This is a genomic window from Pseudomonas sp. VI4.1 (assembly GCF_002029345.1).
Lineage (GTDB): Bacteria > Pseudomonadota > Gammaproteobacteria > Pseudomonadales > Pseudomonadaceae > Aquipseudomonas.
The window spans coordinates 92951-118767 of record NZ_MULM01000171.1; the positions used below are offsets into that span (position 1 = coordinate 92951).

General features: G+C 63.8%; 12 protein-coding genes and 10 pseudogenes. 13 read left to right on the forward strand and 9 right to left on the reverse strand.

Annotated elements, in window-relative coordinates:
* Positions 1 to 52: 52 nt before the first annotated feature.
* The 6 genes and pseudogenes from BZ163_RS23110 to BZ163_RS23135 all read left to right on the forward strand — a co-directional run bounded on the left by BZ163_RS23110 (position 53) and on the right by BZ163_RS23135 (position 5482).
* The gene (locus BZ163_RS23110) at positions 53 to 904 is read left to right on the forward strand and encodes an STAS domain-containing protein (RefSeq protein WP_128872735.1); all 852 of its coding nucleotides are present in this window, start codon (positions 53 to 55) and stop codon (positions 902 to 904) included.
* Between the two features lie 4 nt (positions 905 to 908).
* Positions 909 to 1272 (forward strand): annotated as a pseudogene (locus tag BZ163_RS23115) (STAS domain-containing protein).
* Entirely contained in the window at positions 1269 to 1673 is a 405-nt protein-coding gene (locus BZ163_RS23120) for an anti-sigma regulatory factor (RefSeq protein ID WP_128872736.1), read from the forward strand. Before BZ163_RS23115 ends, BZ163_RS23120 begins: the two are co-directional and overlap by 4 nt.
* A pseudogene (locus tag BZ163_RS23125) lies at positions 1664 to 2681 on the forward strand (ATP-binding protein). The gene BZ163_RS23120 and the pseudogene BZ163_RS23125 overlap by 10 nt, the downstream one beginning before the upstream one ends.
* Positions 2674 to 3549, forward strand: coding sequence for a sensor histidine kinase KdpD (locus BZ163_RS23130; protein WP_128872737.1), 876 nt, complete (start codon positions 2674 to 2676; stop codon positions 3547 to 3549). The pseudogene BZ163_RS23125 and the gene BZ163_RS23130 overlap by 8 nt, the downstream one beginning before the upstream one ends.
* A pseudogene (locus tag BZ163_RS23135) lies at positions 3539 to 5482 on the forward strand (response regulator). The gene BZ163_RS23130 and the pseudogene BZ163_RS23135 overlap by 11 nt, the downstream one beginning before the upstream one ends.
* A 184-nt stretch (positions 5483 to 5666) precedes the next feature.
* Here BZ163_RS23135 and BZ163_RS23140 read toward each other — a convergent pair.
* From BZ163_RS23140 to BZ163_RS23150, 3 genes and pseudogenes are all read right to left on the reverse strand, one after another.
* Positions 5667 to 8300 (reverse strand): annotated as a pseudogene (locus BZ163_RS23140) (excinuclease ABC subunit A).
* A 294-nt stretch (positions 8301 to 8594) separates the two neighbouring features.
* Positions 8595 to 10706: a PAS domain-containing sensor histidine kinase gene (locus BZ163_RS23145; RefSeq protein ID WP_128872739.1), complete on the reverse strand. Its 2112-nt coding sequence runs from the start codon at positions 10704 to 10706 to the stop codon at positions 8595 to 8597.
* A gap of 230 nt (positions 10707 to 10936) precedes the next feature.
* On the reverse strand, positions 10937 to 11629 hold the full coding sequence (locus tag BZ163_RS23150; RefSeq protein WP_128872740.1) for a GntR family transcriptional regulator: 693 nt from the start codon (positions 11627 to 11629) through the stop codon (positions 10937 to 10939).
* A 141-nt stretch (positions 11630 to 11770) separates the two neighbouring features.
* On the opposite strand from BZ163_RS23150, the gene BZ163_RS23155 reads away from it, so the two are divergent.
* From BZ163_RS23155 to BZ163_RS23185, 7 genes and pseudogenes are all read left to right on the forward strand, one after another.
* Entirely contained in the window at positions 11771 to 12856 is a 1086-nt protein-coding gene (locus BZ163_RS23155) for an ABC transporter ATP-binding protein (protein ID WP_128872741.1), read from the forward strand.
* 55 nt (positions 12857 to 12911) lie between these two features.
* A complete protein-coding gene (locus BZ163_RS23160; RefSeq protein ID WP_256579099.1) occupies positions 12912 to 13775 on the forward strand; it encodes an ABC transporter permease in 864 nt (287 codons plus the stop codon).
* The gene (locus BZ163_RS23165) at positions 13772 to 14560 is read left to right on the forward strand and encodes an ABC transporter permease (RefSeq protein ID WP_128872743.1); all 789 of its coding nucleotides are present in this window, start codon (positions 13772 to 13774) and stop codon (positions 14558 to 14560) included. Before BZ163_RS23160 ends, BZ163_RS23165 begins: the two co-directional genes overlap by 4 nt.
* 17 nt (positions 14561 to 14577) lie before the next feature.
* A complete protein-coding gene (locus BZ163_RS23170; RefSeq protein WP_128872744.1) occupies positions 14578 to 15630 on the forward strand; it encodes an extracellular solute-binding protein in 1053 nt (350 codons plus the stop codon).
* 260 nt (positions 15631 to 15890) lie between these two features.
* A pseudogene (locus tag BZ163_RS23175) lies at positions 15891 to 17085 on the forward strand (amidohydrolase family protein).
* Positions 17082 to 18568 (forward strand): annotated as a pseudogene (locus BZ163_RS23180) (amidohydrolase family protein). The pseudogenes BZ163_RS23175 and BZ163_RS23180 overlap by 4 nt, the downstream one beginning before the upstream one ends.
* Positions 18569 to 18580: 12 nt before the next feature.
* Positions 18581 to 19243, forward strand: coding sequence for a flavin reductase family protein (locus BZ163_RS23185; protein ID WP_128872745.1), 663 nt, complete (start codon positions 18581 to 18583; stop codon positions 19241 to 19243).
* Positions 19244 to 19371: 128 nt separating this feature from the next.
* Here the strand turns inward: BZ163_RS23185 and BZ163_RS23190 are convergent.
* From BZ163_RS23190 to BZ163_RS23215, 6 genes and pseudogenes are all read right to left on the reverse strand, one after another.
* Positions 19372 to 22470, reverse strand: a pseudogene (locus tag BZ163_RS23190) (error-prone DNA polymerase).
* A pseudogene (locus BZ163_RS23195) lies at positions 22446 to 23860 on the reverse strand (DNA polymerase Y family protein). The pseudogenes BZ163_RS23190 and BZ163_RS23195 overlap by 25 nt, the downstream one beginning before the upstream one ends.
* Positions 23861 to 23867: 7 nt before the next feature.
* Positions 23868 to 24484 (reverse strand): annotated as a pseudogene (gene imuA, locus BZ163_RS23200) (translesion DNA synthesis-associated protein ImuA).
* Positions 24484 to 25102: pseudogene (lexA, locus tag BZ163_RS23205) on the reverse strand (transcriptional repressor LexA). The pseudogenes imuA and lexA overlap by 1 nt, the downstream one beginning before the upstream one ends.
* A 119-nt stretch (positions 25103 to 25221) precedes the next feature.
* Positions 25222 to 25497 (reverse strand): DUF971 domain-containing protein, encoded by a 276-nt coding sequence (locus BZ163_RS23210; RefSeq protein ID WP_128872746.1) that lies wholly within the window; start codon positions 25495 to 25497, stop codon positions 25222 to 25224.
* Positions 25494 to 25817 (reverse strand): HEAT repeat domain-containing protein (locus BZ163_RS23215; RefSeq protein WP_143511029.1); only part of this gene is annotated, 324 nt, incomplete at its 5' end. The genes BZ163_RS23215 and BZ163_RS23210, both read right to left, overlap by 4 nt.

The following is a 25817-nucleotide window of genomic DNA, read 5'->3' on the forward strand; positions in this document are numbered from 1 at the left end:
TGCCGATCAATATTTGGAGCATCGGCCACACTTTCCAAGGAGTCAAAGTCCCATGGCGGCACTGCAAACCAGCACACTCGATGCGATGAAAACGAACCGGACCCACCTGCTGGGCGACTGGTCGAAAAATCTCGAAAACAGCGGCGCCACCCGCAACCTCAAAGAACAAGCGCTGAAACAGGATACGTCTGACTTCCTGGGCCTGGTCATTGCCGGCCTCGAACGGGGCAACGACCAGAACGTCGCGTCCTCCGGTTGGGACGATATTCGCCAGTTCCTCGAAAAACTCTCCCATAGCCGGGCCCTGCTCGGCCAGGATTCGCACCAGACCGCCAGTTTCATCTTCGCCCTCAAGGGCCCGATGTTTGCGCTTCTGCAAAATCATTACCAGGACAGCCCCGCGCTGCTGGCCGAGCAGCTCTGGGAGGTGTCCGAACTGCTCGACGCCTTGGGCATGCACACCATCCGCACGTTCCAGAAGTCCCGCGAAGCGGTGATCAAGCGCCAGCAGGAAGAGCTGCTGGAATTGTCGACACCGGTGGTCAAGCTGTGGGATGGCGTGCTGGCGCTGCCGATGATCGGCACCCTCGACTCACAACGGACCCAGGTGGTGATGGAATCGCTGTTGCAGCGGATCGTCGATACCGGCTCGGAAATCGCCATCATCGACATCACCGGCGTGCCGACCGTCGACACCCTGGTGGCCCAGCACCTGCTCAAGACCGTCACCGCGATCCGCCTGATGGGTGCCGATTGCATCATCAGCGGCGTGCGGCCGCAGATCGCCCAGACCATCGTGCACCTGGGGCTGGACCTGCAAGGCGTGGTCACCAAGGCCAACCTGGCCGACGCCCTGAAACTGGCACTGACCCGCCTGGGAATCACCGTCAGCAAGGCGGTCTGAGGCGATGGAGCGCATTCCGATCTTGCAAATGGGCGACTTCCTGCTGGTGACCATCCAGGTCGACATGCATGACCAACTGGCCCTGACCCTCCAGGACGACCTGTCCGAGCGCATCAGCCGGACCTCGGCCCGCGGCGTGCCTGATCGATATCTCGGCGCTGGACATGGTCGACTCGTTCATCGGCCGAATGATCGGCACCATCTCCGGGCTGTCGAAAATCATGGACGCCCAGACCGTGCTGGTCGGCATGCAGCCGGCGGTGGCCATCACCCTGGTCGAGCTTGGCCTGACCCTGCCCGGCGTCAGTACGGCGCTGAACGTCGAGCGCGGGATGAAACTGCTGCGGGCACGAGTGCGCGAGCAATGACCGTGCGCAGCAGCGGCACTCACCCGATTCACATCGAGCAAGACGTGGTGCTGGCCCGGCAACTGGCGCGCAAGCTCGCCCAGGAATGCGGCATGCGCCTGATCGACCTGACCAAGCTGGTGACCGCCGTCAGCGAGCTGGCGCGCAACACCATGGTCTATGGCGGCGGCGGTGACATGGACTGGCAGATTCTCGACGAGAATTCACGCACCGGCTTGCGCCTGGTCTTTCGCGACGAAGGCCCGGGCATCCCCGACATCAAGCTGGCGATGACCGACGGCTGGACCTCCGGCAGCGGCCTGGGGCTGGGCCTGACCGGCGCCAAGCGCCTGGTGGAAGAATTCGACCTGCAAACCGCGCCCGGCAAAGGCACTCGCATAACGATCGCGCGATGGACGTGAACATGGGCGGGTCAATGACCCAGGTGCTGCCGATCGAAGACAGCAGCCAGATCGGTCATGCACGACGCACAGCGCAGCAGCTGGCGGAAAAACATGGTTTCGACGCTACCGATGCCGGGCGAGTGGCCCTGGTGGCCACCGAGCTTGCCAGCAACATTCTCAAGCATGCCACCCGTGGCGAACTGCACCTGAGGGTCCTGCCGCGAGCCTCGGGTGTCGGGATCGAGATTCTCGCCGTCGACCGCGCCCAGGGCTTCGATGTGCACGCGTGCCTGACCGATGGTTTTTCCACCGGCGGTACCCAGGGCATCGGGCTGGGGGCGGTGTCGCGCCAGGCCGAGGTGTTTGATGTCTATGCCGACGCCCGAGGCGCCGTGCTGCTGACGCGGCTGTATCCGCGCAGTGACAAGGCGCCGGACCGACGAATCGGCATCAGCCAGCATGCGCTGCACGACGACCCCGCCTGTGGCGATGTCTGGCACCTGGCGTTTGACGGCTCCCACATCAGCGCTCTGGTGATCGACGGCCTCGGTCACGGTGAAGAAGCCGAACGCGCTGCCCGCGCCGGCGAGCAGGTTTTTGCCCGGTCGCCGTTCGCGTCGCCGCTGTTGCTGCTCGAAGAACATCCACCATGCCATGATCGGCACCCGTGGCGGAGCCCTGGCCATTGCCCAGTTCGACGGCACCGGCAATGCCCTGCGATTCGTCGGTATCGGCAACATCGGTGGCAGCCTGATCGCCCCGGACAAATCCCGCGGCCTGGCCTCCCACCCCGGCATCGTCGGCGGCCAGTATCGAAAGGCCCAACCCTTTGACTATGCTCAAGTGAACGGTCAGCTATTGATCCTGTACAGCGACGGCCTGCAGTCCCGTTGGAACCTGCAGGATTACCCCGGCCTGGTGCACCGCCATCCGGCCGTGATTGCCGCCATCCTGCACCGCGACTTCTGCCGTGGACGGGACGATGTGACGGTACTGGTCATTGCTCTGGAGGCAACCCATGGCTGAGACACCCATGAGTCAGGTTGACGAACAAGCCGCGCTGATCGCGCAATTACAGGGCGAAGCCAGCGCCTTGCGCGAGGAACTGGATGAAACCAACCAGGGGGTGCTGGCGTTGTACGCCGAACTGGACACCCAGGCCGAACAGTTGCGCCAGGCCTCGGACCTCAAAAGCCGATTCCTGTCGTACATGAGCCATGAGTTCCGCACGCCACTGGGCTCGATCCTGAGCATCACCGGCCTGCTGAGCGATGAACTCGACGGTCCCCTGAGCCCAGAGCAGCACAAGCAAGTGGCCTTCGTCAGCGTCGCTGCGCGGGAGCTGAGCGACATGGTCGACGACTTGCTGGACCTGGCCAAGATCGAAGCCGGGCGCATCACCATTTCCCCGGCCTGGTTCGACATGCTGGACCTGTTCGCCGCCTTGCGCGGCATGTTCCGGCCCATTGTCGACGCCAGTGCCGTGGACTTGATTTTCGAAGAGCCGGTGGGCTTGCCAAGGCTCTATACCGATGACAAGAAACTCGCGCAAATCCTGCGCAACTTCATTGCCAATTCATTGAAGTTCACCACTCGCGGCGAAGTCCGCGTCTCGGCCCGGCTGGAAGGCAGCGACCGCGTGCGCTTTGCCGTCAGCGATACCGGAATAGGTATCGCCCCGGCGCTTCATGGCGCATTGTTCGAAGACTTCTCTCAGGTGGACTCCCCCTTGCAGAAACGCCTTCGCGGAACCGGGCTCGGACTGTCGTTGTGCAAACGCTTCGCAGCGTTGCTGGGTGGCGAAGTCGGGGTGCAGAGTACGCCGGGCAAGGGTTCGACCTTTTTCGTAATCATCCCGCTGGCCATCGCCATGGAGCCCGCCGATGAAACGTGACATCCGCTGCTGATCGTCGACGACAAATGTCGCGACCCGCTACGCCCTGCGCCGGCGCCTGGAACGCCACGGCTACGAGGTGCTGGAAGCCGGCACCGGCGGCGAAGGCCTGGTGCTGATCGACAGCGTCAACATCGACGCGTTGATCCTCGACGTCAACCTGCCGGACATGAGCGGCTTCGACATCGTGCGCAAACTGCGCGCCGAGCCGGCTACCGCGCTGCTGCCGGTGATTCACGTGTCGGCGGCTTCGATCCAGACCGGGGACATCATCACCGGCCTGGACGCCGGCGCCGATGCCTACCTGATCCACCCGGTGGACCCGGACGTGTTGCTGGCCACCCTGCGCACCCTGCTGCGCGTGCGGGAAACCGAAAACGCCCTGCGTGACAGCGAGGCGCGGTTCCGGGAAATCTTTGTCAACGTGTCGGCGCCCATCGCCGTGCTGGACGCCGAGCTGAAAATTCACGAATGCAACCATGCCTTCGCGCAGATGATCCAGGACAATCGCAACCCGGACGCCCTGCGCGAGTGCTTTGCCGAAGACCAGGAGGCGATCATCGACGAACTGCGCCTGCGCCTGGCCTATGGCGAGCGCTGGAAAGGCACCCTGGCCATGCGGGTCCAGGGCGAAGTGCGCGACACCGAGTGGCAGATTTCGCCCTACCGCACACCGGAATTGAGCCTGGTGTTCGTCGAGGATGTCACCGAACACCGGCACCGCGAACGCTCGCACCTGGCCCGGCTGGACGACGCCACCACCCAATTGGCCAAGGAAGTCGCCGAACGCGCACGCACCGAAGCCCAGTTGCTGCAAGTGCAGAAGATGGATGCCCTGGGCAAGCTGACGGGCGGCATCGCCCATGACTTCAACAATCTGCTCACCGGCATCATCACCAGCCTGGAGCTGATCCAGAAACGCATCGCGGCCTCGCGCACCGACAAGGTTCAGTTCTACGCCGAAGCGGCCTTGAGTTCGGCCATGAGCGCCGCCTCCCTGACTCATCGCCTGCTCGCCTTCGCGCGTCAGCAACCCCTCGACACCCGGCCCGTGGACATCAACGAGCATGTGCGTTCTCTCGAGGAACTGTTGGTGCGCACCATCGGCGAGCGCATCGCCCTGAAACTGGAATTGACCTCTAAACCGGCGATCGCCCTGGTCGACCCGATCCAGCTCGAAAGCGCCGTGCTCAACCTGGTGATCAACGCCCGCGATGCGTTGCCCCAGGGCGGCAATGTATGGGTCAGCACCTATGCGGCCTTTTCCCACGGCGACCCCAATCTGGCCGATGGCGCGTATGTGGCCCTGGCGGTACGCGATGACGGCACCGGTATCGACCACAGTGTGATCGGCAAGGTGTTCGATCCGTTCTTCACCACCAAGCCCCTGGGCCAGGGCACCGGCCTCGGGTTATCGACCATCTACGGTTTCGCCCGGCAATCGGGTGGCGATGCGCACATCCGCAGCGTGGCCCGGCGCGGCACCGAAGTCACCATCATGTTGCCCGCCAGTGCCGACCTCCTGGCCAGCGAAAACCAGCCCTCCAGCGTGGATCCACAGGGTTGCGGCGAACATGTGCTGATTGTCGAAGACATGCCGTCGGTGCGGATGTTTGTCGCCGAAGTGCTGGTGGATGCCGGTTATCGCTGCACGCAAGTGGGCGACATCGAGGGCGCTCTGGAGCGCTTGCAGAACGACGAGACCATCGATCTGCTGCTGACCGACGTCGGCCTGCCGCGCATGAGCGGGCGCGAACTGGCCGATGTGGCGCGGGGCTGGCGGGAAAAGTTGCCGATCCTGTTCATGACCGGTTACGCCGAAACCGCGATCAACCGCCAGGTGTTTCTGGGGGATGGCATGGAGATGCTGGTCAAGCCGTTCCAGATCAATGAGCTGCTGGATAAGGTTCGGCGCACACTCGACGGCGCCTGATAGATCGCCTTCGCGAGCAAGCCCGCTCCCACAATGGACCAGTCGCTCCCATTATTTGTGTACCACACAGATCCCCTGTAGGCGCTGGCTTGCCAGCGAAGGCGTCCTCGAACCTTGCAGCGCCCATGCAGACGCCTTCGCCAGCAAGCCGGCGCCTACAGGCGTCGGCACAATCAATACAAACTCATACCCCAAGCACTCTGGCCAAAAACGGCGCCGTTTTGCTCTTTTTGCTTTTAGCCACCTTCTGCGGCGTCCCCGCCACCACGATTTTCCCGCCCTGATCCCCCGCCCCCGGCCCGATATCGATCACCCAGTCGCTCTGCGCCACCACGCGCATTTCATGTTCGACGACGATCACCGTATGCCCCGCCGCCACCAGCGTATTCAACTGTTCGAGCAAGCGATCGACATCCCGTGGATGCAGGCCGGTAGTCGGCTCATCGAGCACATACAAGGTCGCCCCCCGCTGGTTGCGTTGCAGTTCGGTCGCCAGTTTGATCCGCTGGGCTTCGCCACCGGACAATTCGGTCGCCGGCTGGCCGAGGCGCAGATAGCCCAGGCCGATATCGCGCAGCACCTCCAGCGAGCGGCGGATCCCCGGTTGCCCGGCGAACACCTCCACCGCTTCGTCCACCGTCAGCTGCAACACCTGGGCGATGTTCAAACCTTGCCAGAGGATCGCCAGGGTCTCGGGGTTGTAGCGCGCACCGTGGCAGGTCGGGCACGGCGCGTAGACGCTGGGCATGAACAGCAACTCGACGCTGACAAAGCCTTCGCCTTCGCACGTCGCGCAACGTCCCTTGGCGACATTGAAAGAGAATTGGCCGGCGTCATAGCCTGCGGCCCGGGCTTGGGGCGTGCCGGCGTAGAGCTTGCGCACGTTGTCGAACAGCCCGGTGTAGGTCGCCAGGTTCGAGCGGGGTGTGCGGCCGATGGGTTTCTGATCGACCTGCACCAGGCGCTTGATCGACGCCAGGCCACCGATGACCTGGCCGCCGCTGACCTGTGGCGCATCGTCCTCCAGGCTCAACGCGTCAGCCTCGCTGTCACTGGCCGGGCGCCCGAGATGCGCGCCCACCAGCTCCAGCAACACCTGGCTGACCAGCTCGATTTGCCTGAACCCGACACACCGGTCACCGCCGTGAAACAGCCCAGCGGAAACTCGACGCCGAGGTTATTCAGGTTATTGCGGGTGATGCCTTCCAGCCGCAGCCAGTCGCTCGCCTGGCGACTGACCCGGGGCTGGCTGACCTGTTCGGCGAACAGGTAGGCGCGAGTCTGGGAGTGAGAGACGTCGGCCAACCCTGGCGGCGGTCCGCTGTAGAGGATCCGGCCACCATGTTCGCCCGCTTCCGGGCCAACGTCGATCAGCCAGTCGGCGCGGCGCATGGTTTCCAGGTCATGCTCGACCACGAACAAGGAGTTGCCAGCGGCTTTGAGCCGTTGCAGGGCTTCGAACAGTGCCTCGCCATCCGCCGGGTGCAGACCGGCCGACGGCTCATCCAGCACATAGATCACGCCGAACAACTGCGAACCCAATTGCGTCGCCAGGCGCAGGCGCTGCAACTCGCCGGAGGACAAGGTCGGCGTGCTGCGTTCCAGGGCCAGGTAACCGAGGCCCAGGTCGGTCAAGGTGCTGACCCGTTCCAGCAAGTCCTGGGCGATCCGCTGCGCGGCCAGGCGTTTTTCCACCGACAGGTTGGGCGTGTGGCGCACGTCCGGCGCGTTCGCGTGACCGCTGGCGCCGTGGGCCACTCGCCTGCTCGCGGGCCTCGCGGGTCTGCAGATGCGTCAACACTTCACCCGCTTCATCGGCCTGTTCGAGGTAACTGTGCGCCGCCACCGGCTTCAACACTTCGGCCACTTGCAGCAACGGCATCTGCGACAGCTCACCGATGTCGTAGCCGGCAAAGGTCACCGACAAGGCCTCGCGCTTGAGCCGTTTGCCGTCGCATACCGGGCAAGGACTGCCCAGCATGAATTGCGCCACGCGCTTCTTCATCAGCGCACTTTGCGAATGGGTAAAGGTGTGCAGGATGTAGCGCCGGGCGCCGGTGAAGGTGCCCTGGTAACTCGGTTCCATGTTGCGCTTGAGCGCGACCCTGGTTTCTTTCGGCGTGAGCCCGGCGTACACCGGCACCGTCGGTGTCTCTTCGGTGAACAGAATCCAGTCGCGCTGTTTTTTCGGCAGTTCGCGCCAGGGTTTATCGACGTCGTAGCCCAGGGTCACCAGGATGTCCCGCAGGTTCTGTCCCTGCCAGGCCATGGGCCAGGAGCCCACGGCGCGCTGGCGGATGGTCAGGTTCGGGTCCGGGACCATCAAGGCTTCGGTGACTTCGTACACCCGGCCCAGACCATGGCATTGCGCGCACGCCCCCTGTGGCGTGTTGGGCGAGAAGTCTTCGGCGTACAGCATCGGCTGTCCCGGCGGATAGCTCCCGGCCCGGGAATACAGCATGCGGATCAGGCTCGACAACGTGGTCACGCTGCCCACCGACGACCGCGTGCTCGGGGTGCCCCGCTGCTGCTGCAAGGCCACGGCGGGTGGCAAGCCGTCGATCGAGTCGACATCCGGCACCCCGACCTGGTCGATCAGGCGCCGCGCATAAGGCGCCACGGATTCGAAATAGCGGCGTTGCGCTTCAGCGTAGAGGGTCGAGAACGCCAGCGAGGACTTGCCCGAACCGGAGACCCCGGTGAACACCACCAGGGCGTCGCGGGGAATATCGACGTCGACGTTCTTGAGGTTGTGCTCCCGGGCGCCGCGCACCCTGACCATGCCGGAAGGGGAGATGGAGGTGCGCTTGTCAGTCATGGGTAGCCCCGATGGAATGGTATGGATGTACGCGGCTCCCCTGTAGGAGCCGGCTTGCTGGCGAAGGCGGTGTGTCAGGCGACATCTTTATTGACTGTGAGGACGCCTTCGCTGGCAAGCCAGCTCCTACAGGGGTTTTGTATTCAGCCGTCACGTTTTGTGTTCATCCGGGGATTTTGTATTCAGCCGTCACGTTTTGTGTTCATCCGGGGATTTTGTGTTCAGCCGTCACGTTTTGTGTTCATCCGGGGGTTTTGTGTTCAGCAGTTACGTGTTCACCCGGGGGTTCTGTGTTCAGCGGTTGAGCACCGCGCGGACCATTTGGCTGAGCGCTTCGGGGCCATAAGGTTTGCTCAGCAGATGCGTGTCGGGGCTGAGCTGGTGATTGCGCGAAATGATGTCACGGGTGTGGCCGGAGGTGAACAGGATCGGCACCGGCGGCGTCTGCACCTTGGCCCAGGCGGCCAGGTCCGAACTCTTGATCAGTCCGGGCATGACCACATCGGTGAAAATCAGGTCCACCGGCACGCCTTCCAGCAACATCTGCATGGCCGTGTCGCCGTTCCCGGCGGTCAGGACTTGATAGCCTTCTTCGCGCAGCAACTCGACCGCCGCGCTGCGCACCGCCTCGTTATCCTCGACCACCAATACGGTTTCGTTGCCGCCAGGCTGTTGGGGATCATGCAAGGCTGATTCACTGGGCAGCGGCCGCAGGCTACGGGGGAAATACAGCTGCACCCGGGTGCCCTGCCCCGGCACACTGGACATGTCGATATGCCCGCCGCTTTGCTTGACGAACCCGAACACCATGCTCAAGCCCAGCCCCGTACCCTGGCCATCGGCCTTGGTGGTGTAAAACGGTTCGAACGCATGCCCCAGCACCTCGGGTGACATGCCGACGCCGCTGTCCGCCACCGCAACGCAGACATAATCGCCGGGCACAATGCCCTTGCCCGCGCAGAACCGGGCGTCGAGCGCGATATTGCCGGCACTCAGCTCGATGGTTCCTTCGCCCTGCATGGCGTCACGGGCATTGATCGCCAGGTTGAGGATGGCGTTTTCCAGCTGATTGCGATCCACATGCAGATGCCAGGCATCTTCAGGTGCCGTCACACTGATCTGGATGGTTTCCCCCAGGGCCCGCTGCAACAGCTCAGCCAGGCCGTCGAAAATCTGTCGTGGATCGCAGACTGCCGGGGACAAGGGCTGGCGGCGGGCAAAGGCCAACAATTGCGAGGACAGCTTGGCGCCGCGCTCGACCGCGGCAATCGAGGCGCTGACCCGGCGCTGCACGTTGGCATTGTCCGGTTCATGCCGCGCCAGCAGATGCAGGTTGCCGGCGATCACCTGCAACAGGTTGTTGAAGTCATGGGCCACGCCGCCGGTAAGGCCGCCGATGGCTTCGAGTTTCTGCGATTGACGCAATTGCTCTTCGGCCGTCAGCCGCGCCTCCACTTCATCGGCGACGCGCTGCTCCAGGTTGCGGGTGAACCTGAGCAAGGATTCCTCGGCCGTCTTGCGTTCATGGATGTCGATCAACACCCCGGGAAAGCGGAAAGGTTCGCCCAGCTCGTTGAACTCGCAGCAGCCGCTTGCCTGCACCCACAGATAACTGCCATCGGCGCGCAGGACCCGGTATTCGGCGTTGAAGGGGTCGCCGGTTGCCACCGATCGACTGACTTGTTCCTGAATCCAACTGCGATCATCGGGATGGATCCGTGCCTGGGCGATGTCCGTTGGCAGGTCGGCCAGGTTTTGCTCGGCCGGGTAGGAAAAAGTGCGGGCGAAGCGCTCGTCGCCGGACAGCACATTGCCCTTGATGTCCCAGACGAACGAGCCGAGCAAGGCACCGGCATTGAGCGCCAGGCGCACTCGTTCGTTGTCGGCGCGATAGGCGTCTTCGGCGGCGCGGCGGCGACGTTCGGAGATCACGTGATCAGTGGTCTCGACCACCATCGCCATGACCCCGGCCGGTTTGCCGTCATCATCGGCCACAGGGCTGTAATACAGGTCCAGCCAGACGTCTTCGGGGACCCCGTCGCGCAGCAGCACCAGCTCTTTATTGCGATAGGACAACGTGCCGCCCGCCAGGCAGGTGTTGACCACGTGCCGATTGAACTCGGCCACTTCCGGCCAGCCCAATTCCACCGGGGCACCCAACAGGTAAGGATGGCGACCACCGGCGAATTTCGAGTACCCATCGTTATAGATCATGTAACCGGCGCGGCCCCAGAGCATCACCATCGGCAGTGGCGAAGCGATCATCAACTGCACTGCGCTGCACAGGCTTGCGGGCCAGGCGTCCATCGTCCCCAGCTCGGTCAGGCTCCAGTCGAACGCACGAATACGCCCGGCCATTTCACCGCTCCAGCCGGCACATCCGTGGCTATCGTCTAGAAACTGCATTGGCTGGCTCTTTTGTCCCTGAATGGCACCTGTTTGCTTCGAGCACTTGCCGCGACAATGGTTCATTGATGTATCACTGATTCAATGCCTGCCTGGGGCGCCCATGGTTCATCGATGTATCACTGATTCACCCCCTGTAGGAGCAAGCTCGCTCGCGATGGACGTCAACGATGACGAGTACCGCCTGGAAAAACGCGGTGCCCTTGCGCCCATCGCGAGCAAGCTCTCTCCTACAGGACCTCGATCAAATGCTTGAGCGGGTGGTAGCCGGTTTTCAAAGTGGCGGCGACGTCGAGAATCGCCTTCTCGATGCCGTTCAAATGCAGGCAGGTCAATTCGATGGCCGCACTCTGGTTGCCGGCCTCGATGTACTCGATCAGGCGCAGGTGTTCGTCATCGCGGCAGGCCTGGTGGCTGTCGTCATCCAGCGCGGCGGCGTAGAGCGAGGCACGGGAAATCAGTTTGCGGAACCAGTCCAGCAGCACCGGGTTGTTCAGGCTTTGCGCGAGCTTGATGTGGAACTCGCCGAGCAGATGAATCAGCCGCGCATGATCGCCGCTGCGGTGCGCTTCGTCCTCGAGCAACAAATGATCGCGCAGGTCCCGGGTCACCGCGGTGTCACGTCGACGGCACAGTTCGCTGACGATGCCGATCTCGATCAGGCGCCGGGTTTCGAACAACGAACGGATCTCCTCGTCACTGGGCAATGACACCGACGCCCCCTTGTTGGGCTCGGTGGTGACCAGTCCATCGGCCTCCAGTTGCTTGAGCGCGGCACGAACCGACGTCCGGCTGACATTGAAAAGTTCGGCCAGCGACGCCTCGCCCAGCTTCATCCCCGGACGCAACGAACGGCTGCTGATCGCCTCGTAAACCCCTTGGTAGACGCGGTCGACTGTGGTCTCCAGTTTCTTTTCGGTCATCTGAACCCTCCCTTTTGCGCTAGACAACCGGCCCCTGGCGATGCTCAGCCATTGAAAAAGGGGGTTGCATGAGCAGATTAATCCGGTTATCTGTAGATTGCATCCAGATATTGCATACAATAATTAGAGGAATGCACCATTATGGGTCATCCAGTAGCGATTGAAGTGCGTAGCGTCTCCAAGCGGTATTCCGACGATCCAGGGCTGGCTCCCGCCCTCGACAACGTGTCGGTGGACATCGCCGACAACGAGTTCTTCACCCTGCTCGGCCCTTCCGGCTGTGGCAAGACTACCCTGCTGCGCACGATCGCCGGCTTCGAGCATGTCAGCGAGGGCGAGATCCGCCTCGCCGGCGAACCGGTCAACGACCTGCCGCCGTTCAAGCGTCGGGTCAATACGGTGTTCCAGAGCTACGCGCTGTTTCCGCACATGAGTGTCGCGCAGAATATCGCCTTCGGCCTCGAGATGCAGGGTGTTGATCGCGAGCAGATAACACCACGCGTCGATGAGATGCTGGCCCTGGTGCAAATGCAACACCTGGCCCGGCGCAAACCGGCCGAGCTGTCCGGTGGTCAACAGCAACGCGTGGCGCTGGCCCGGGCCCTGGCGCCAAAACCCAGGGTGTTGCTGCTCGACGAACCGCTGTCGGCCCTCGACCTCAAGCTGCGCAAGGAAATGCAGGTCGAACTCAAGCGCGTGCAGAAGGAAGCCGGGATCACCTTCATTTTCGTCACCCACGATCAGGAAGAAGCCCTGACCCTGTCCGATCGCATCGCGGTGATGTCCGCCGGCAAGATCCTGCAGATCGGCACCCCCAACGACATCTACGAACGCCCGCAACATCAGTTCGTCGCCCAGTTCATCGGCGACATCAATTTCCTTCCCGGCCATCTCAAGCGCGGCCAGCACAATGAAAACCTGTTCGTGCCCAGTGGCATGCCGGTGGAAATCCCCTGCCCGGCCCCAGGTTTCGACGGCGCCAGGGTGCAACTGGCGTTCCGTCCGGAACGTTCGCAACTGGTCGACCCGGCGCAACCGCACCACCTGCGCGGGGTGATCGAGGCGGTGCTGTACGTCGGCACCGCCACCCTGTACCAGTGCCGCTTGAACAACGACATCAAGGTCATGCTGCGCGAAAACAACGAAGGCCTGAACCGCGGCCGGGTGGTCGGTGATCGCGTCGCGGTCAACCTGCCGCCCCACGCCTGCCTGTTGATGGAGGCCTGAGACGAGCGTCAGCAGCACTTCTCCCGCACTCAACCGCGCGCTGTTGCTCAGCCCGGTGGTTCTGACTTTGCTGGCGCTGATCGCCATTCCGCTCGGCATCATGGGCTACATCAGCCTGCTGCCGCGCAACGTCTATGGCGGAGTCGACTGGCAGGCCGACTGGCAATTGCACAGCTACGTGCAACTGTTTTTCCAGGAAGGGTTCGACGGTGAACTGGAGCTCAACTGGGTGTATGCCCAGGCGCTGTTGCGCTCGGTGTTTCAGGCCGGCGGCACCACGGTGTTGTGTTTCCTGTTCGGTTTTCCGGTGGCGCTGTGGATGTCGAGCCTGACCCCGCGTCGGCGCAACCTCATGGTGTTGCTGATCACCATTCCGTTCTGGACCAACCTGCTGATCCGCAACTACGCCTGGCTGATCATCCTGCGCGAGCATGGCTGGGTCGCCCAGAGCCTCAACGCGCTGTTCCCGCAAGCCGGCGGCATCACCCTGCTCTACAACGACTTCGCGGTCAGCGTCGGGCTGGTCTACAGCTTCCTGCCGTTCATGATTTTGCCGATCTACTCGACCCTGGAAAAACTCGACTGGCGCCTGGTGGAAGCCGCCTACGACCTGGGCGCCAATCGCTGGCACGCTCTGAAGCGGATCATCCTGCCGCTGTCGATGCCTGGGGTGATTGCCGGCGCGCTGCTGGTGTTCGTGCCAAGTCTTGGCGCCTTCATCACCCCGGCGATTCTCGGCGGTGGCAAGACCCTGATGATCGGCAACCTGATCCAGCAGCAGTTCGGCACCGCGCGCAACTGGCCGCTGGGCAGTTCGCTGTCGTTCCTGCTGCTGGGGATTCTGCTGCTGTCGCTGGTGCTGTACGCCCTCTATAGCCGCCGCGCCGCCAAAACACTTCGCCGGGGAGCCACCGCATGATCGCCCTGCACCTGAAAAAACTGCCCCTGACCCGGGAAGTCAGCCTGCTGATCCTGGCCTATCTGTACTTGCCGATCCTGGTGTTGATTGCTTACAGCTTCAACGCCAACCGCTCGGCGACGGTGTGGACCGAGTTTTCGTTCGCCTGGTACGGACGAATCCTGGCGAACCCGTCGATCCAGACCGCGGCGCTGAACTCGATCATCGTCGCCAGCATCGCCACGGTCTGCGCCACGGCCATAGCGTTGCTGGCGGCGCTGGCGACCTACCGGCCGTTCTATGGACAGAAAATGGTCGAGGGCGGGATCAACCTGCCGCTGATCCTGCCGGAGATCGTCACCGCCGTGGCGACCCTGCTGCTGTTCATGGCGCTGGGGATCAAGTTGGGCTTGCTGACAGTGATCGTCGCGCACATCGGCTTCTGCATTCCCTTCGCCTACCTGCCGATTCGCGCGCGGCTCAACGACCTGGACAAGAGCCTGCTGGAGGCGGCGAACGATCTGTACGCCAACCCCTGGCAGGTGTTTCGCCGGGTGACCCTGCCGCTGCTGTGGCCGGCGGTGTTGTCGGGTTCGGTGCTGGCGTTCGTGGTCAGTCTCGATGATTTCATCATGACCTTCTTCGTTGCCGGCCCGGGCTCCACGACCTTGCCGGTGTACATCTTCTCGGCGATCAAGGCCGGTGTGACCCCGGAGATCAACGCGATCTCGACCCTGATGCTGCTGATTTCCATCGTGCTGGTGGTGCTGGCCTTCTGGCTGGGACAGCGCGGCAAACACCAATGAGCCTGGAGCGTTCTCTAATGAAAAAAACAAAAAGCATGCGTTTCGCTGTTGCCGGTCTTGCCCTGAGTTGCTTCACGGTGTTCGCACAGGCCGCCGAGCCCAAGCAACTGTTCTTCTACAACTGGACCGACTACTACCCGGTCGAACTGCTGGCGAAGTTCGAAAAGGAAACCGGCATCAAGGTCACCATGGATGGCTACGACAGCAACGAAACCCTGCTGGCCAAGTTGCAGGCCGGCGGCGCGGCGTATGACGTGATCGTGCCGTCGCAGTCGATCATGCAAACCCTGATCAAGCAGGACTTGCTGCTGGCATTCGATGCCTCGAGCCTGCCCAACTTCCAGTACGTCAAACCGGCATTCCGCAACCCGAGCTTCGACCCCGGGCGCAAATTCTCGGCGCCGTACCTGTGGGGCACCACCGGGTTTTCCTATGACAGCGCGCGAGTGCCCGGTGGCCAGCTGGACGACTCGTGGAAAGAGTTCTTCGAACCGCGCAAGGAACTGCAAGGCCAACTCGCCGCCCTCGACACCTCCAGCAGCGTGATCAACGCCGCCAGCCATTACCTGAACGTCGATGAATGCAGCGAAAACCCCCAGGACGCCAAGCGCATCCTGGAACTGCTGCAAAAACAGAAACCCTTCCTGAAGATGTACAGCTCCGACAACACCGTCGACCGCATGGCGTCCGGTGAAGTGATCATGATGCAGAACTGGAACGGCTCCACCGCTCGGGCCACGTTGCAGAAGAGCACGATCAAGTATGTGTATCCCCGTGAAGGCCTGGCGATGTTCCAGGACAACTTCGCCGTACCGAAAAGCGCGCCGCACCCGGGCAACGCGAAGGTGTTCATCGACTGGATGATGAAACCGGAAAACGCCGCCGCCGTGTCCAACGCCATTGCCTACGCCAACGGCATCCAGAGCGACACCTTGATCGACGCCAAATGGCGGGTGATGGACGCCATCAACATGCCGGATGAATTCGCCTCGCGCCTGCGCCCGGAGAAAGAGTGCAGCAACAAGGCGCGGGAGTTGCAGGACCGGATCTGGGCGAAGCTCAAGGGTTAAGTGCCAGGCTTGAAACCGAGTCGCGGCCTTCGCGGGCAAGCCCGCTCCCACAGGTTTTTGTGCTGGAACAAAAATGGTGTGCCAACCGAGCCCCCTGTAGGAGCTGGCTTGCCAGCGAAGAGGCCCGTCCATACAACACAAAATTCGCGAGCAGGTCGACAGGGTTGTCCACATTTTTTCTGTTCAACCCATACCCCCTGTGGGAGCGGGCTTGCTCGCGAAGAGGCCCGGCCCAAACACTACACAATTCGAGGTATGCAATGACCCACCCACGCTGGCTGCGCAATGTGCGCCCCTACGGCGCCCCCGCCGAAGACCTGCTTCTGGAAAACGGCCTGTTCAAAGCTCGGCGCCCGGCCACCAGCGCACCGCTGACCGCCACCGACATCGACGGCCAGAACCACCTCCTCACCCCGGCCCTGGTGGAAAGCCACGTCCACCTCGATAAAACCCTCTGGGGCCAGCCCTGGCGCCCCAACAGCGCCGGCCCGACCCTCAAGGACTACATCGCCAACGACGCCGGGTACTGCGGGAAATCGACGCCCCGATTGCCCGACGGGCCGGCGCCCTGCTGGAAAACTGCATCGCCCGCGGGTCGCTGACCCTGCGCTGTCACGTCGATATCGACCCCGACTTCGGCCTGCGCCATGTCGACGCCATGCAGCAACTGCGCGAAACCTACCGCGACCTGATCGACCTGCAACTGGTGGTGTTCCCGCAAACCGGCCTGATCAGCCGCCCCGGCACTGCCGAGCTGATGCGCGAAGCCATGGCCCTGGGCGTGGAGAACGTCGGAGGCCTCGACCCCTGCGGCATCGACAACGACCCGATCGCCCAACTCGACTTCGTCTTCAAGCTGGCCAGCGAGTCGATCGCGGCGTCGACATCCACCTGCATGACAAAGGTGAACTGGGCCTGTGGCAGATCGCGCTGATCGCCGACTACACCGAGCGTTTCGCGCGTCAGGGTCGGGTGATGATCAGTCATGCTTACTGCCTCGGGATGTTGCCGTGGAGTCAGGTCAAACCCGTGGCCGACCGTCTGGCGGCACTGAATATTTCATTGATGAGTTCGGCACCCGCCGACTGCGCGGTGCCACCGTTCCTCGCCCTGCGCGAAGCCGGGGTCAACGTTTGCCTGGGTTCGGACGGCATTCGTGACGCCTGGTCGCCCATGGGCAACGGCGACATGCTGGAACGGGCGATGTTGCTGGCGTTTCGTTTCGACTTGAGCAAGGACGAGGAACTGGCGGCGGCGTTCGAGGCGGCGACGGTCAATGGCGCCCGGGCATTGGGCTGTAAAGGTTATGGGCTGGAGATCGGCCACGCGGCGGACTTCCTGCTGCTGCCGGTGCAAACCCTGGGTGAGGCCGTGGTCTCGCGGCCAGTGCGCCAGGTGTATCGGGCAGGCAGGCTGATCGCCGCCGGCGGGTCTTTACTGGACAGTCGTCTGTGAAGCGCATCGGCCTGAAATCCAGCTGTGTCGTCGGCTTCGATGGCCAGCGACATGTGCTGTGGCGCGACGGCGAAGTGGTGTTCGAAGGCACGTGCATCCTGTTTGTCGGGCGCGATTATCCGGGGCCGGTGGATCAGTGGATCGATTACGGCAATGCCTTGATCGGGCCGGGCTTCATCGATCTGGATGCGCTCGGGGATCTGGATTCCACGGTGCTGACACTCGACAACGGCGATGAGCGGGCCATGGGCCGAATGTGGTCCGAGGACTACCTGGCGGCCGGCCCGCGGGAGAGCTACACCGCGGAGGAAGAGATTTTCAAATACCGCTACGCCTTCACTCAGCTGATCCGCAACGGCATCACCACGGCCATGCCGATCACCTCGATGTACTACCGCGAGTGGGCCGAGACCTACGACGAATTTGCCGCGGTGGCCGGGATCGCCGGTGAGCTGGGGCTGCGCACTTACCTCGGTCCCTGCTACATGAGCGGCATGAGTTACTGGCGCGCCGATGCCAGTCTCGGGCATCACTGGGACGAGGCCCGGGGGATGGCCGGACTTGCGGCCGCCGCGCGGTTTTTCCATGACTTCGACGGCGCCCAGGGCGACCTGATTCGCGGCGCACTGCTGCCGGATCGCATCCAGACCTGTACCCCGGCGCTGCTGCAACGCACTGCCGCGCTGAGCCGGGAACTGAATGCGCCGATGCGTCTGCACTGCTGCCAAGGGCTTGGCGAGGTGGCGATGGTCGAGCAACTGCGCGCGTCTCGCCCCTGGCGTGGCTGGAACAACTGGAGCTGTTGACCCCGCGCAGCCTGCTGCCCCACGGCCTCTACACCCACGGCGATGACGACCTGCAACGCATCGTGGACGGCGGCGCCAGCCTGGTGCATTGCCCGGTGGTGTTTGCCCGGGATGGCGAGGCGCTGAATTCCTTCGGGCGCTATCGGGCCAAGGGCATCAACTTCGCGCTGGGTACCGACACCTGGCCGGCGGACTTGCTGGAGAACATGCGCCAGGGCTTGAACATCGCTCGCTTGCTGGAGGGCGGCAACTCGCTGACCAGCACGCTGGACCTGTACAACGCCGCGACCCTCGGCGGCGCCAGGGCCTTGGGCCGCGATGATCTCGGGCGTCTGGCACCGGGCGCCAAGGCCGACATCACGGTGTTCAGCCTGCGCGGCCTGCACCTGGGACCGCTGTTCGATCCGTTGAAAAACCTGCTGCTCGGCCGGCGCGGTGACGACTGCATCGCCAGCTACATCGACGGCCGCTGTGTCATGCAAGACGGCCAGGTTCAAGGGGTCGACTACCCCGCCCTGCAACGCCAGGCGCAACGCCAATTCGAAAAACTGATGCGCAGCCACAGTGACCGGGCTTTTGGCCAACCCGACTGGAGAGGCCTGTTCCAACCGGCCATCCCGTTCGCCGACGACTACAGCGCACAGGTGCCATTGAGCACCATCGATCCACTTCTCTAGAGGTTTCTGCCCATGCAAAGCTTCGACTTCAGCACATTGAGTGCGCGGGATAAATACAAGATCCTGATCGGCAGCGTGGTGCCACGGCCGATTGCCCTGGTCACCACCATCGACGGCGAAGGCCGGATCAACGCTGCGCCGTTCAGCTTCTTCAACGCCCTCTCCGCCGATCCGCCGATCCTCGCACTGGGCGTGGAAAACTACGGTGACCAGAGCCCCAAGGACACCACCCGCAACATCCAGCTCAATCAGGAATTCACCGTGAACATCGTCAGCGATGCCCTGGTGGAAGCCATGAACGTCTGCGCCGTGCCCTTCGCCCCGGGCTTCGACGAACTGACGGCCGCGGGCCTCACCGCGATTGCTGGCACGACCGTCAAATGCCCGAGGATCGGCGAAGCCCCCGTGGCGCTGGAATGCCGCCAGATGATGGCGCTGTCCATCGGCCAGTCGCGGGAGATCATCTTGGGTGAAGTGCTGATGGCCCATGTGCGGGATGAGTTGATCGATCCAAAAACCCTGTATATCGATCAACTGGGGCTCGATGCGATTGGCCGGATGGGTGGCCATGGGTATGCGCGTACCCGGGATTATTTCGATTTGCCGACCCGGTCGCTGCAAGCGTGGACGGATGCGCCGGGGGGTGGGCAGCGGTTTTGGCCTGAGGCCAAATAATCCGCGAGATCAGGACCACCGATCTGTAGGAGCCGGCTTGCTGGCGAAGGCGGCGGGTCAGCCACAGAGTTGTTGGATGTGCTGACGCATTCGCCGGCAAGCCGGCTCCTACAGGGGGATGTGCGGGATCAGCGGAAATCCCGGCTGCGCACGCTGATGCCGACCAGCAACGGGCTCAGGTCACTCAAGCGTCCGGCAATCAGGTGGCGCACCTCGCCCTCTTTTTCCCAACGCCCGTCGACCTTGAGCAACTGCGAGCCGACCAGCACCTGTCGCTGCCGGTCGGCCAGGTCGCGCCAGACCACCACGTTGACGTTGCCGAACTCGTCTTCCAGGGTGACGAAGGTCACGCCACTGGCGGTGCCCGGGCGTTGCCGGCCGGTCACCAGCCCGGCGACGCTGACCGGGCGGCCGTGCTCGACCGCCATGAGCTCTTTCGAACTGCGGCAACGCCGGGCTTTCAATTCATCCCGCAGCAGGGCGAGCGGATGTGGCCCGAGGGTGGTGCCGACACTGGTGTAATCGGCCAGCAGGTCCTCGCCCACGGTGGGTTTGGGCAATGCCACCGCGTCTTCCTCCTGGCTCGGCAGCCCGGCAAACAAACCGAGCTGTTTCTGCACCCCCGCCACCTCCCAGCGCGCCCGATGCCGGTCACCGGCCAGGCCGCGCAGGGCCCCGGCATCGGCCAGTTGTTCCTGGGCGCGGGCATCGAGTCGCGCCCGTGCACCGAGGTCGGCAATGTCGATGAAGACCCCCTTGGCACGGGCCGCTTCGATCCGCCGGCATCGACCTCGCGAAACCCCTTGATCATCCGCAAGCCCATGCGAATCGCCGGCTGCGCGCCGCTGATCGGTTCCAGGCTGCAATCCCAGTCACTGGCCCGCACGTCGACCGGGCGAATCTGCAAGTGGTGCCGGCGCGCGTCCTGCAGAATCTGGTCCGGGCTGTAGAAACCCATGGGCCAGCTGTTGATCAGCGCACAGGCGAAGGCCGCCGGCTCGTGACATTTCAACCAGCAACTGGCGTAGGTCAGCAAGGCAAAACTGGCGGCATGGGACTCGGGGAACCCGTAGCTGCCAAAGCCTTTGATCTGTTCGAAGATCAGCGCGGCGAACTCGGGCGTATAGCCATTTTTCTTCATCCCGGCGGCCAGGCGATCCTTGTGCGGCTCCAGTCCGCCATGGCGTTTCCAGGCAGCCATGGAGCGACGCAATTGATCGGCTTCGCCGGGGCTGTAGTCGGCGGCCACGATGGCGATCTGCATCACCTGTTCCTGGAACAGTGGCACGCCCAGGGTGCGTTTGAGCACGGCCTCCAGTTCCGGGGAGGGATAGGTCTCGGGCTCTTCCTTGTTTCGCCGCCGCAGGTAAGGGTGAACCATGCCGCCCTGGATCGGCCCCGGCCGCACGATCGCGACCTCGATCACCAGGTCGTAGAAGGTCCGGGGCTTGAGCCTGGGCAGCATCGACATCTGTGCCCGCGACTCGATCTGGAACACGCCGACGGTGTCGGCATGGCCGATCATGTCGTAGGTTGGCGAATCCTCGGCCGGGATCGTCGCCAGGCTCAGGTCCAGGTGGCGGTGACGACGCAAAAGATCAAAGCAGCGGCGAATCGCGCTGAGCATGCCCAAGGCCAGAATATCGACCTTGAGCAGCCCGACCGCGTCCAGGTCGTCCTTGTCCCACTGGATGATGGTGCGATCGGCCATGGCGGCGTTTTCCACCGGCACCAGGCTGTCCAGGGGCTGCTCGGAAATCACGAAGCCGCCGGGGTGCTGGGACAGGTGCCGGGGGAAGCCGATCAACTGCCCGGTCAGGCTCAGCACCCGGCGCAGCACCGGGCTGTCGGGGTCGAAACCGCCTTCGCGCAGGCGCTCCACGGGGGGTGTTTCATCGCTCCAGTGGCCGCAGCAATCGGCCAGGGCATTGACCTGGTCCGGCGGCAACCCCAAGGCCTTGGCCACGTCGCGTCACCGCGCCGGCCGAGTGATAGGTGCTGACCACCGCGGTCAGCGCCGCGCGGGTGCGGCCATAACGCCGGAACACGTACTGCAGGACTTCTTCACGCCGCTCGTGTTCGAAATCGACGTCGATGTCCGGCGGTTCGTTGCGTTCCCTGGAGAGAAAGCGCTCGAACAACAGCGTAGTGCGATCCGGATCGATTTCCGTGATCCCCAGGGCAAAGCACACCGCCGAGTTGGCGGCCGAACCACGACCCTGACAAAGAATCCGTTGCTCGCGGGCGTACCGCACAATGTCGTGAACCGTGAGGAAATAGCTTTCATAGCCCAGCTCGGCGATCAGCTCCAGTTCCTTGTCGATCTGCAGCAATACCTTGGCTTGCGGGCCTTGTGGCCAACGCCACGCAATGCCCTGCTCGGTCAGCACCCGCAGCCAGGAGGTGGCCGTGTGCCCCTCGGGCACCAGCTCCCGAGGGTACTGATAACGCAACTGGCCGAGGTCGAACGTGCAGCGCCGGGCGATGTTCAGCGTTTCATCGAGCAATGCTTGCGGATACAGCTCGCCCAAGGCCTCGAGGCTGCGCAGATGGCGCTCGCCATTGGGGTGCAGGCGCAACCCGGCCTCGGCCACCGGCAGGTGATGACGGATCGCGGTCATGGTGTCCTGCAAGGCGCGCCGCCCGCGTGCATGCATGTGCACATCGCCGCTGGCCACCGCCGGGATGCGCAGCGCCCTTGCCAGCCCCAGCAGCTCGTGCAGCCGGCGGCTATCGTCCTGGCCGCGATGCAACTGGACCGCCAGCCACAGCCGTTCGGCAAAGGTCTGCTGCAGCCAGCGACCGGTTTCAACGTCATCGACCGCGTCCGGTACCCACAACACCAACAGTCCCGGCATCGATTCGCTGAAGTCTTCGCGCAGCACCTGATACTGGCCTTTTTGCGTGCGGCGTCGGGCCCGGGTAATCAGTCGGCACAGGGTCTGGTAACCCTCGAGGTTTTCCACCAGCAGCACCAGTTTCGGACCGTGGTCGATGCGGATCTCGCTGCCGATGATCAGCGGCAGTTCCACGGATTTGGCCGCTTGCCAGGCGCGAACGATACCGGCCAACGTACATTCATCGGTAATCGCCAAGGCTTGATAGCCCTGTTTTTTCGCCCGTTGAAAGAGTTCGAGGGCACTGGAGGCTCCGCGCTGGAAACTGAAGTTCGACAGGCAATGCAGCTCGGCATAATCGATCGTCATGCGAACCAGCCCTGCAGCCATAACGGGCCGCCCTCACCCACCGCCCGATAGGCCCAGCCCTGCTGGCCGGAACGGGTTTCGACCAGGTAGTATCGCGCGCACGTCGGCGCCGTCCCACCAACCGGACTCGATGCGTTCCGGCCCCATGAGGATGCGCGTCGAGCTTTCGTGGACCGCCAAGGGTTCGGTCAGCAGCCAACCCGGTCGTTGCACGCCCGACAACTCCGCACAGGGCTGACTGTCGACACTGGCCTGCCACGCACACTCCGGCCGGTGATCGGCCTGGAACCGCAAGCCCTGCACCGCATCATCCCCGAGCCGCGCGCGCAGGCGTTCGCGCAGTTGCTCCCAGGGCAAGGACTGCTGCGGGCGGTCGTCGAACAGTTCCTGATACTGGGGAACGAAGGCTGGCAAGTCTTCGGCGCGCAGACGAAAACCGCGCACCGGGGCCTCGACCCGGACCTGTTCCAGCCGCCCCCGGGCCAGCTCGAAGAGCATCGCCGGATCGCGCTCGGCGCTGAGCAGGCCGACCTTGATCACGCTGTCCGGTAACCCGGCATGTTCCAGGTGCAGGTCAAAGCGCTGCACGCCGCTGTCCCGGCCACAGAGGAAAGCAGCAAGATCACAGGTCAGGCGGCGTAACGGAAACAGCAGCGCCTGATGGGACTGCACATCGAAATTGAGCTCGATGCGCACATCGGAACCGGTCCGGCGGCAAGTAGAACGCCAGCGCCAGCCGACGGGCGCCCAGCAGGGCATCCAGGTGCTTGAGCACCTGGGCCTCGAAACGCCGGGCCAGGCTCTGCCGGGGCAACGCCTGCACCTGACTCAGGGTGCGCAAGCCCATGCGCGACAACGCCGTGGCGACCCCCGCCTCCAACCCGATGCGGTCAATGGGCAACTGCCCCAGGTGATACTGCAAGGCTTGATCGTCGGGCACCACCAGACCGTCATAGGCATTGGCCAATACCCGCGCCGCCACCGGGTTGGGCGCGGCAACGATGCGGTGGCGAAACCCCAGCTTCGCCCAGTTCGGCACGCAAGCGTGCTTCGAAGTGCGGCCAGGGCCCGAACAACCCCAGGCTGGATTCGATTTCAAACACCACCGCCCGCGGGTAATGCACGCTGACCTGGGAGCTGAACCGATAGGCCCAGGCGGCGAGAAACTGCTGCCAGTGCTCGATCTCGGCAGCGTCGTATTCCGCCGTGACAAAACCCTTGCTCAGGGCCTGCGCAGCCGTCATCGACTGGCCCGGACGCAAGCCCAGCGCCCGCGCCGAAGCGTTGACCGCCTGCAACACCCGACGCTGGGCCGGGCCGCTCAGCAGCGCCAGCGGCTCATCGGGGTCGGCGCGATGACGCAGACCGCGTCCAGCGCCAATTGCGGGAAGAGAATGCACACCCAGCGCATGGCAACCTCAATGCCCCACCGGGAAGGCAATCGGCGCCGACCGCGCCAACCCGCCCCGGCACTTGAGCACCCGCAACTGCGCAGGCCTGGCGTCGATGGCAATGCGCAAGGCGGCGGGCGAAGGGTTGATGGCTTCATGGATCGAGCGGTAGGCGAATGCCAGGGTCGAGCCGGTTTCCGCCGCCACCTGCAAGCGGCGCAAAGCGCGGTCATCGGCCTTGTGCGGCCAGCACAACACCGCGCCGCAACTGCCCGAACGCAAGCATTGTTCCGCCGCCCACAGCGCATCGCGCTCGCTGGCCTGGATGATCGACACTGGCGCAGATCGACCCCGGCGCTCTGCCACGCCTGGGGATACGGCACGTAGGGCGGCGCCACCAGCACGATGCGTTCACCCGCCGCCGACAACCGCGCCAGCGCCGGCCATACCAGTTGCAACTCGCCGACGCCCTGCCCGGCCAGGAGGATCTCCGTCAACGCCGCTTCCGGCCAGCCGCCCGTGGGCAAGGCCGCATCCAGCGCGGCATGCCCGGTGGGTTGCGGGCTGGCGGCCGGTGGCGCAGGCCGGCCCCGCCAGACCTGGCCGCCATTGAACAGCGCATCCAACGCAACGACGGCGCCCATCACCCTTGCCTCACCAGACCGCAGAACACCCCTTCGATGGCCAGGTCCTGATCTGCGCGAACGATGATCGGCTGATACGCCGGGTTGCGCGGCAACAGGCGCACGTGCATCGCCGACCCGCTCGAAACGCTTGATGGTGACTTCTCCATCGAGCCGCGCCACGACGATCTGGCCGTTGACGGCCTCCGGATTGCGATGCACACCCACCAGGTCACCGTCGAGAATGCCGTCCTCGATCATGGAGTCGCCCCGGACCCGCAACATGTAATCCGGCACCCGGGAGAACATCGACGGGTCCAGCAGCAAGCGGCTGTGCACCTCGGCATCGGCCCCGATCGGCGCCCCCGCCGCCACCCGCCCCAGTACCGCAATGTCCAGCAGCTCGGGCCGCGCCGGTTGCCCGGGCAAGCGAATGCCCCGGGCCTGATGCGCATTGACCTCGATGAAACCGGCTTCGGTCAGCGCCAGCACATGCTTGCGCGCCACGCTGCGGGAGGCGAAACCGAACGCCTCGCTGATTTCAGCGAGGCTCGGGGACTGACCGTGCTCGGCGATTCGCTCGCGGATGAAGGTCAGGATGGCGGTACGGCGGGGAGTTAGAGTCGTCATGGAGTACATTTGTACTCTTTTGGTGTTTTCCTGGCAAGCACCTGTAGGAGCTGCTTGCCAGCGAAGGCGGCCGAAAGATCATCACAAGGCTCAAGGACGCGTTCGCTGGCAAGCCAGCTCCTACAGGTTCAGGTGAGTCCTGAGAGATAGGGCCACGGGTAGATCCCGCGTTCGTGGCCGTCGCTGAAGATCAGTTGCAGGCCGTAGCCTTGCTGGTTGAGTTCAATCACGCGGATGCGCTCATCGACTTTCACCGTCAACCCTTGCAACCGAAACGCCCGGCACTGCGAACACGGGCATTGCCGACGCAATTCAGCGTGGTCGAGCAATTGCTCACGACCATCCGGCCAGTTCAGGCGCAGTTGCTGTTTACCCTGGGAATTACCAATGGCCAGCGGGTTCATTGCAACTGACTCAACGCGATGCGCACGGCTTTGCGCACTTCCGGATCGCCATCGTCCTGTGCCGCCTGCAAGGGCGCGATGGCGCCTTTGTCCTGCAGTTCTCCAAGGGCCAGCGCGGCTTCCTTACGCAGGTTGCTGATGCGATGACCGAGGGTTTCGATCAGCGCGGCGAGGGCCGGGGCATACCGCAAGCGGCCGAGACTGCGGGTGGCGCGCAGGCGCTCTTGCCAGTAATCGTCGCCCAGGGCCTCGACCAGCGCCGGCCCGGCGTCGGCGTGCCCGACCTTGCCCAGGGTGGTGGCCGCCTCTTCGCGCACTTG

Coding starts and splice junctions, on each gene's coding strand:
- BZ163_RS23110 (WP_128872735.1), top strand. CDS start 53: ATGGCGGCACTGCAAACCAGCACACTCGATGCGATGAAAACGAACCGG.
- BZ163_RS23120 (WP_128872736.1), top strand. CDS start 1,269: ATGACCGTGCGCAGCAGCGGCACTCACCCGATTCACATCGAGCAAGAC.
- BZ163_RS23130 (WP_128872737.1), top strand. CDS start 2,674: ATGGCTGAGACACCCATGAGTCAGGTTGACGAACAAGCCGCGCTGATC.
- BZ163_RS23145 (WP_128872739.1), bottom strand. CDS start 10,706: ATGCAGTTTCTAGACGATAGCCACGGATGTGCCGGCTGGAGCGGTGAA.
- BZ163_RS23150 (WP_128872740.1), bottom strand. CDS start 11,629: ATGACCGAAAAGAAACTGGAGACCACAGTCGACCGCGTCTACCAAGGG.
- BZ163_RS23155 (WP_128872741.1), top strand. CDS start 11,771: ATGGGTCATCCAGTAGCGATTGAAGTGCGTAGCGTCTCCAAGCGGTAT.
- BZ163_RS23165 (WP_128872743.1), top strand. CDS start 13,772: ATGATCGCCCTGCACCTGAAAAAACTGCCCCTGACCCGGGAAGTCAGC.
- BZ163_RS23170 (WP_128872744.1), top strand. CDS start 14,578: ATGAAAAAAACAAAAAGCATGCGTTTCGCTGTTGCCGGTCTTGCCCTG.
- BZ163_RS23185 (WP_128872745.1), top strand. CDS start 18,581: ATGCAAAGCTTCGACTTCAGCACATTGAGTGCGCGGGATAAATACAAG.
- BZ163_RS23210 (WP_128872746.1), bottom strand. CDS start 25,497: ATGAACCCGCTGGCCATTGGTAATTCCCAGGGTAAACAGCAACTGCGC.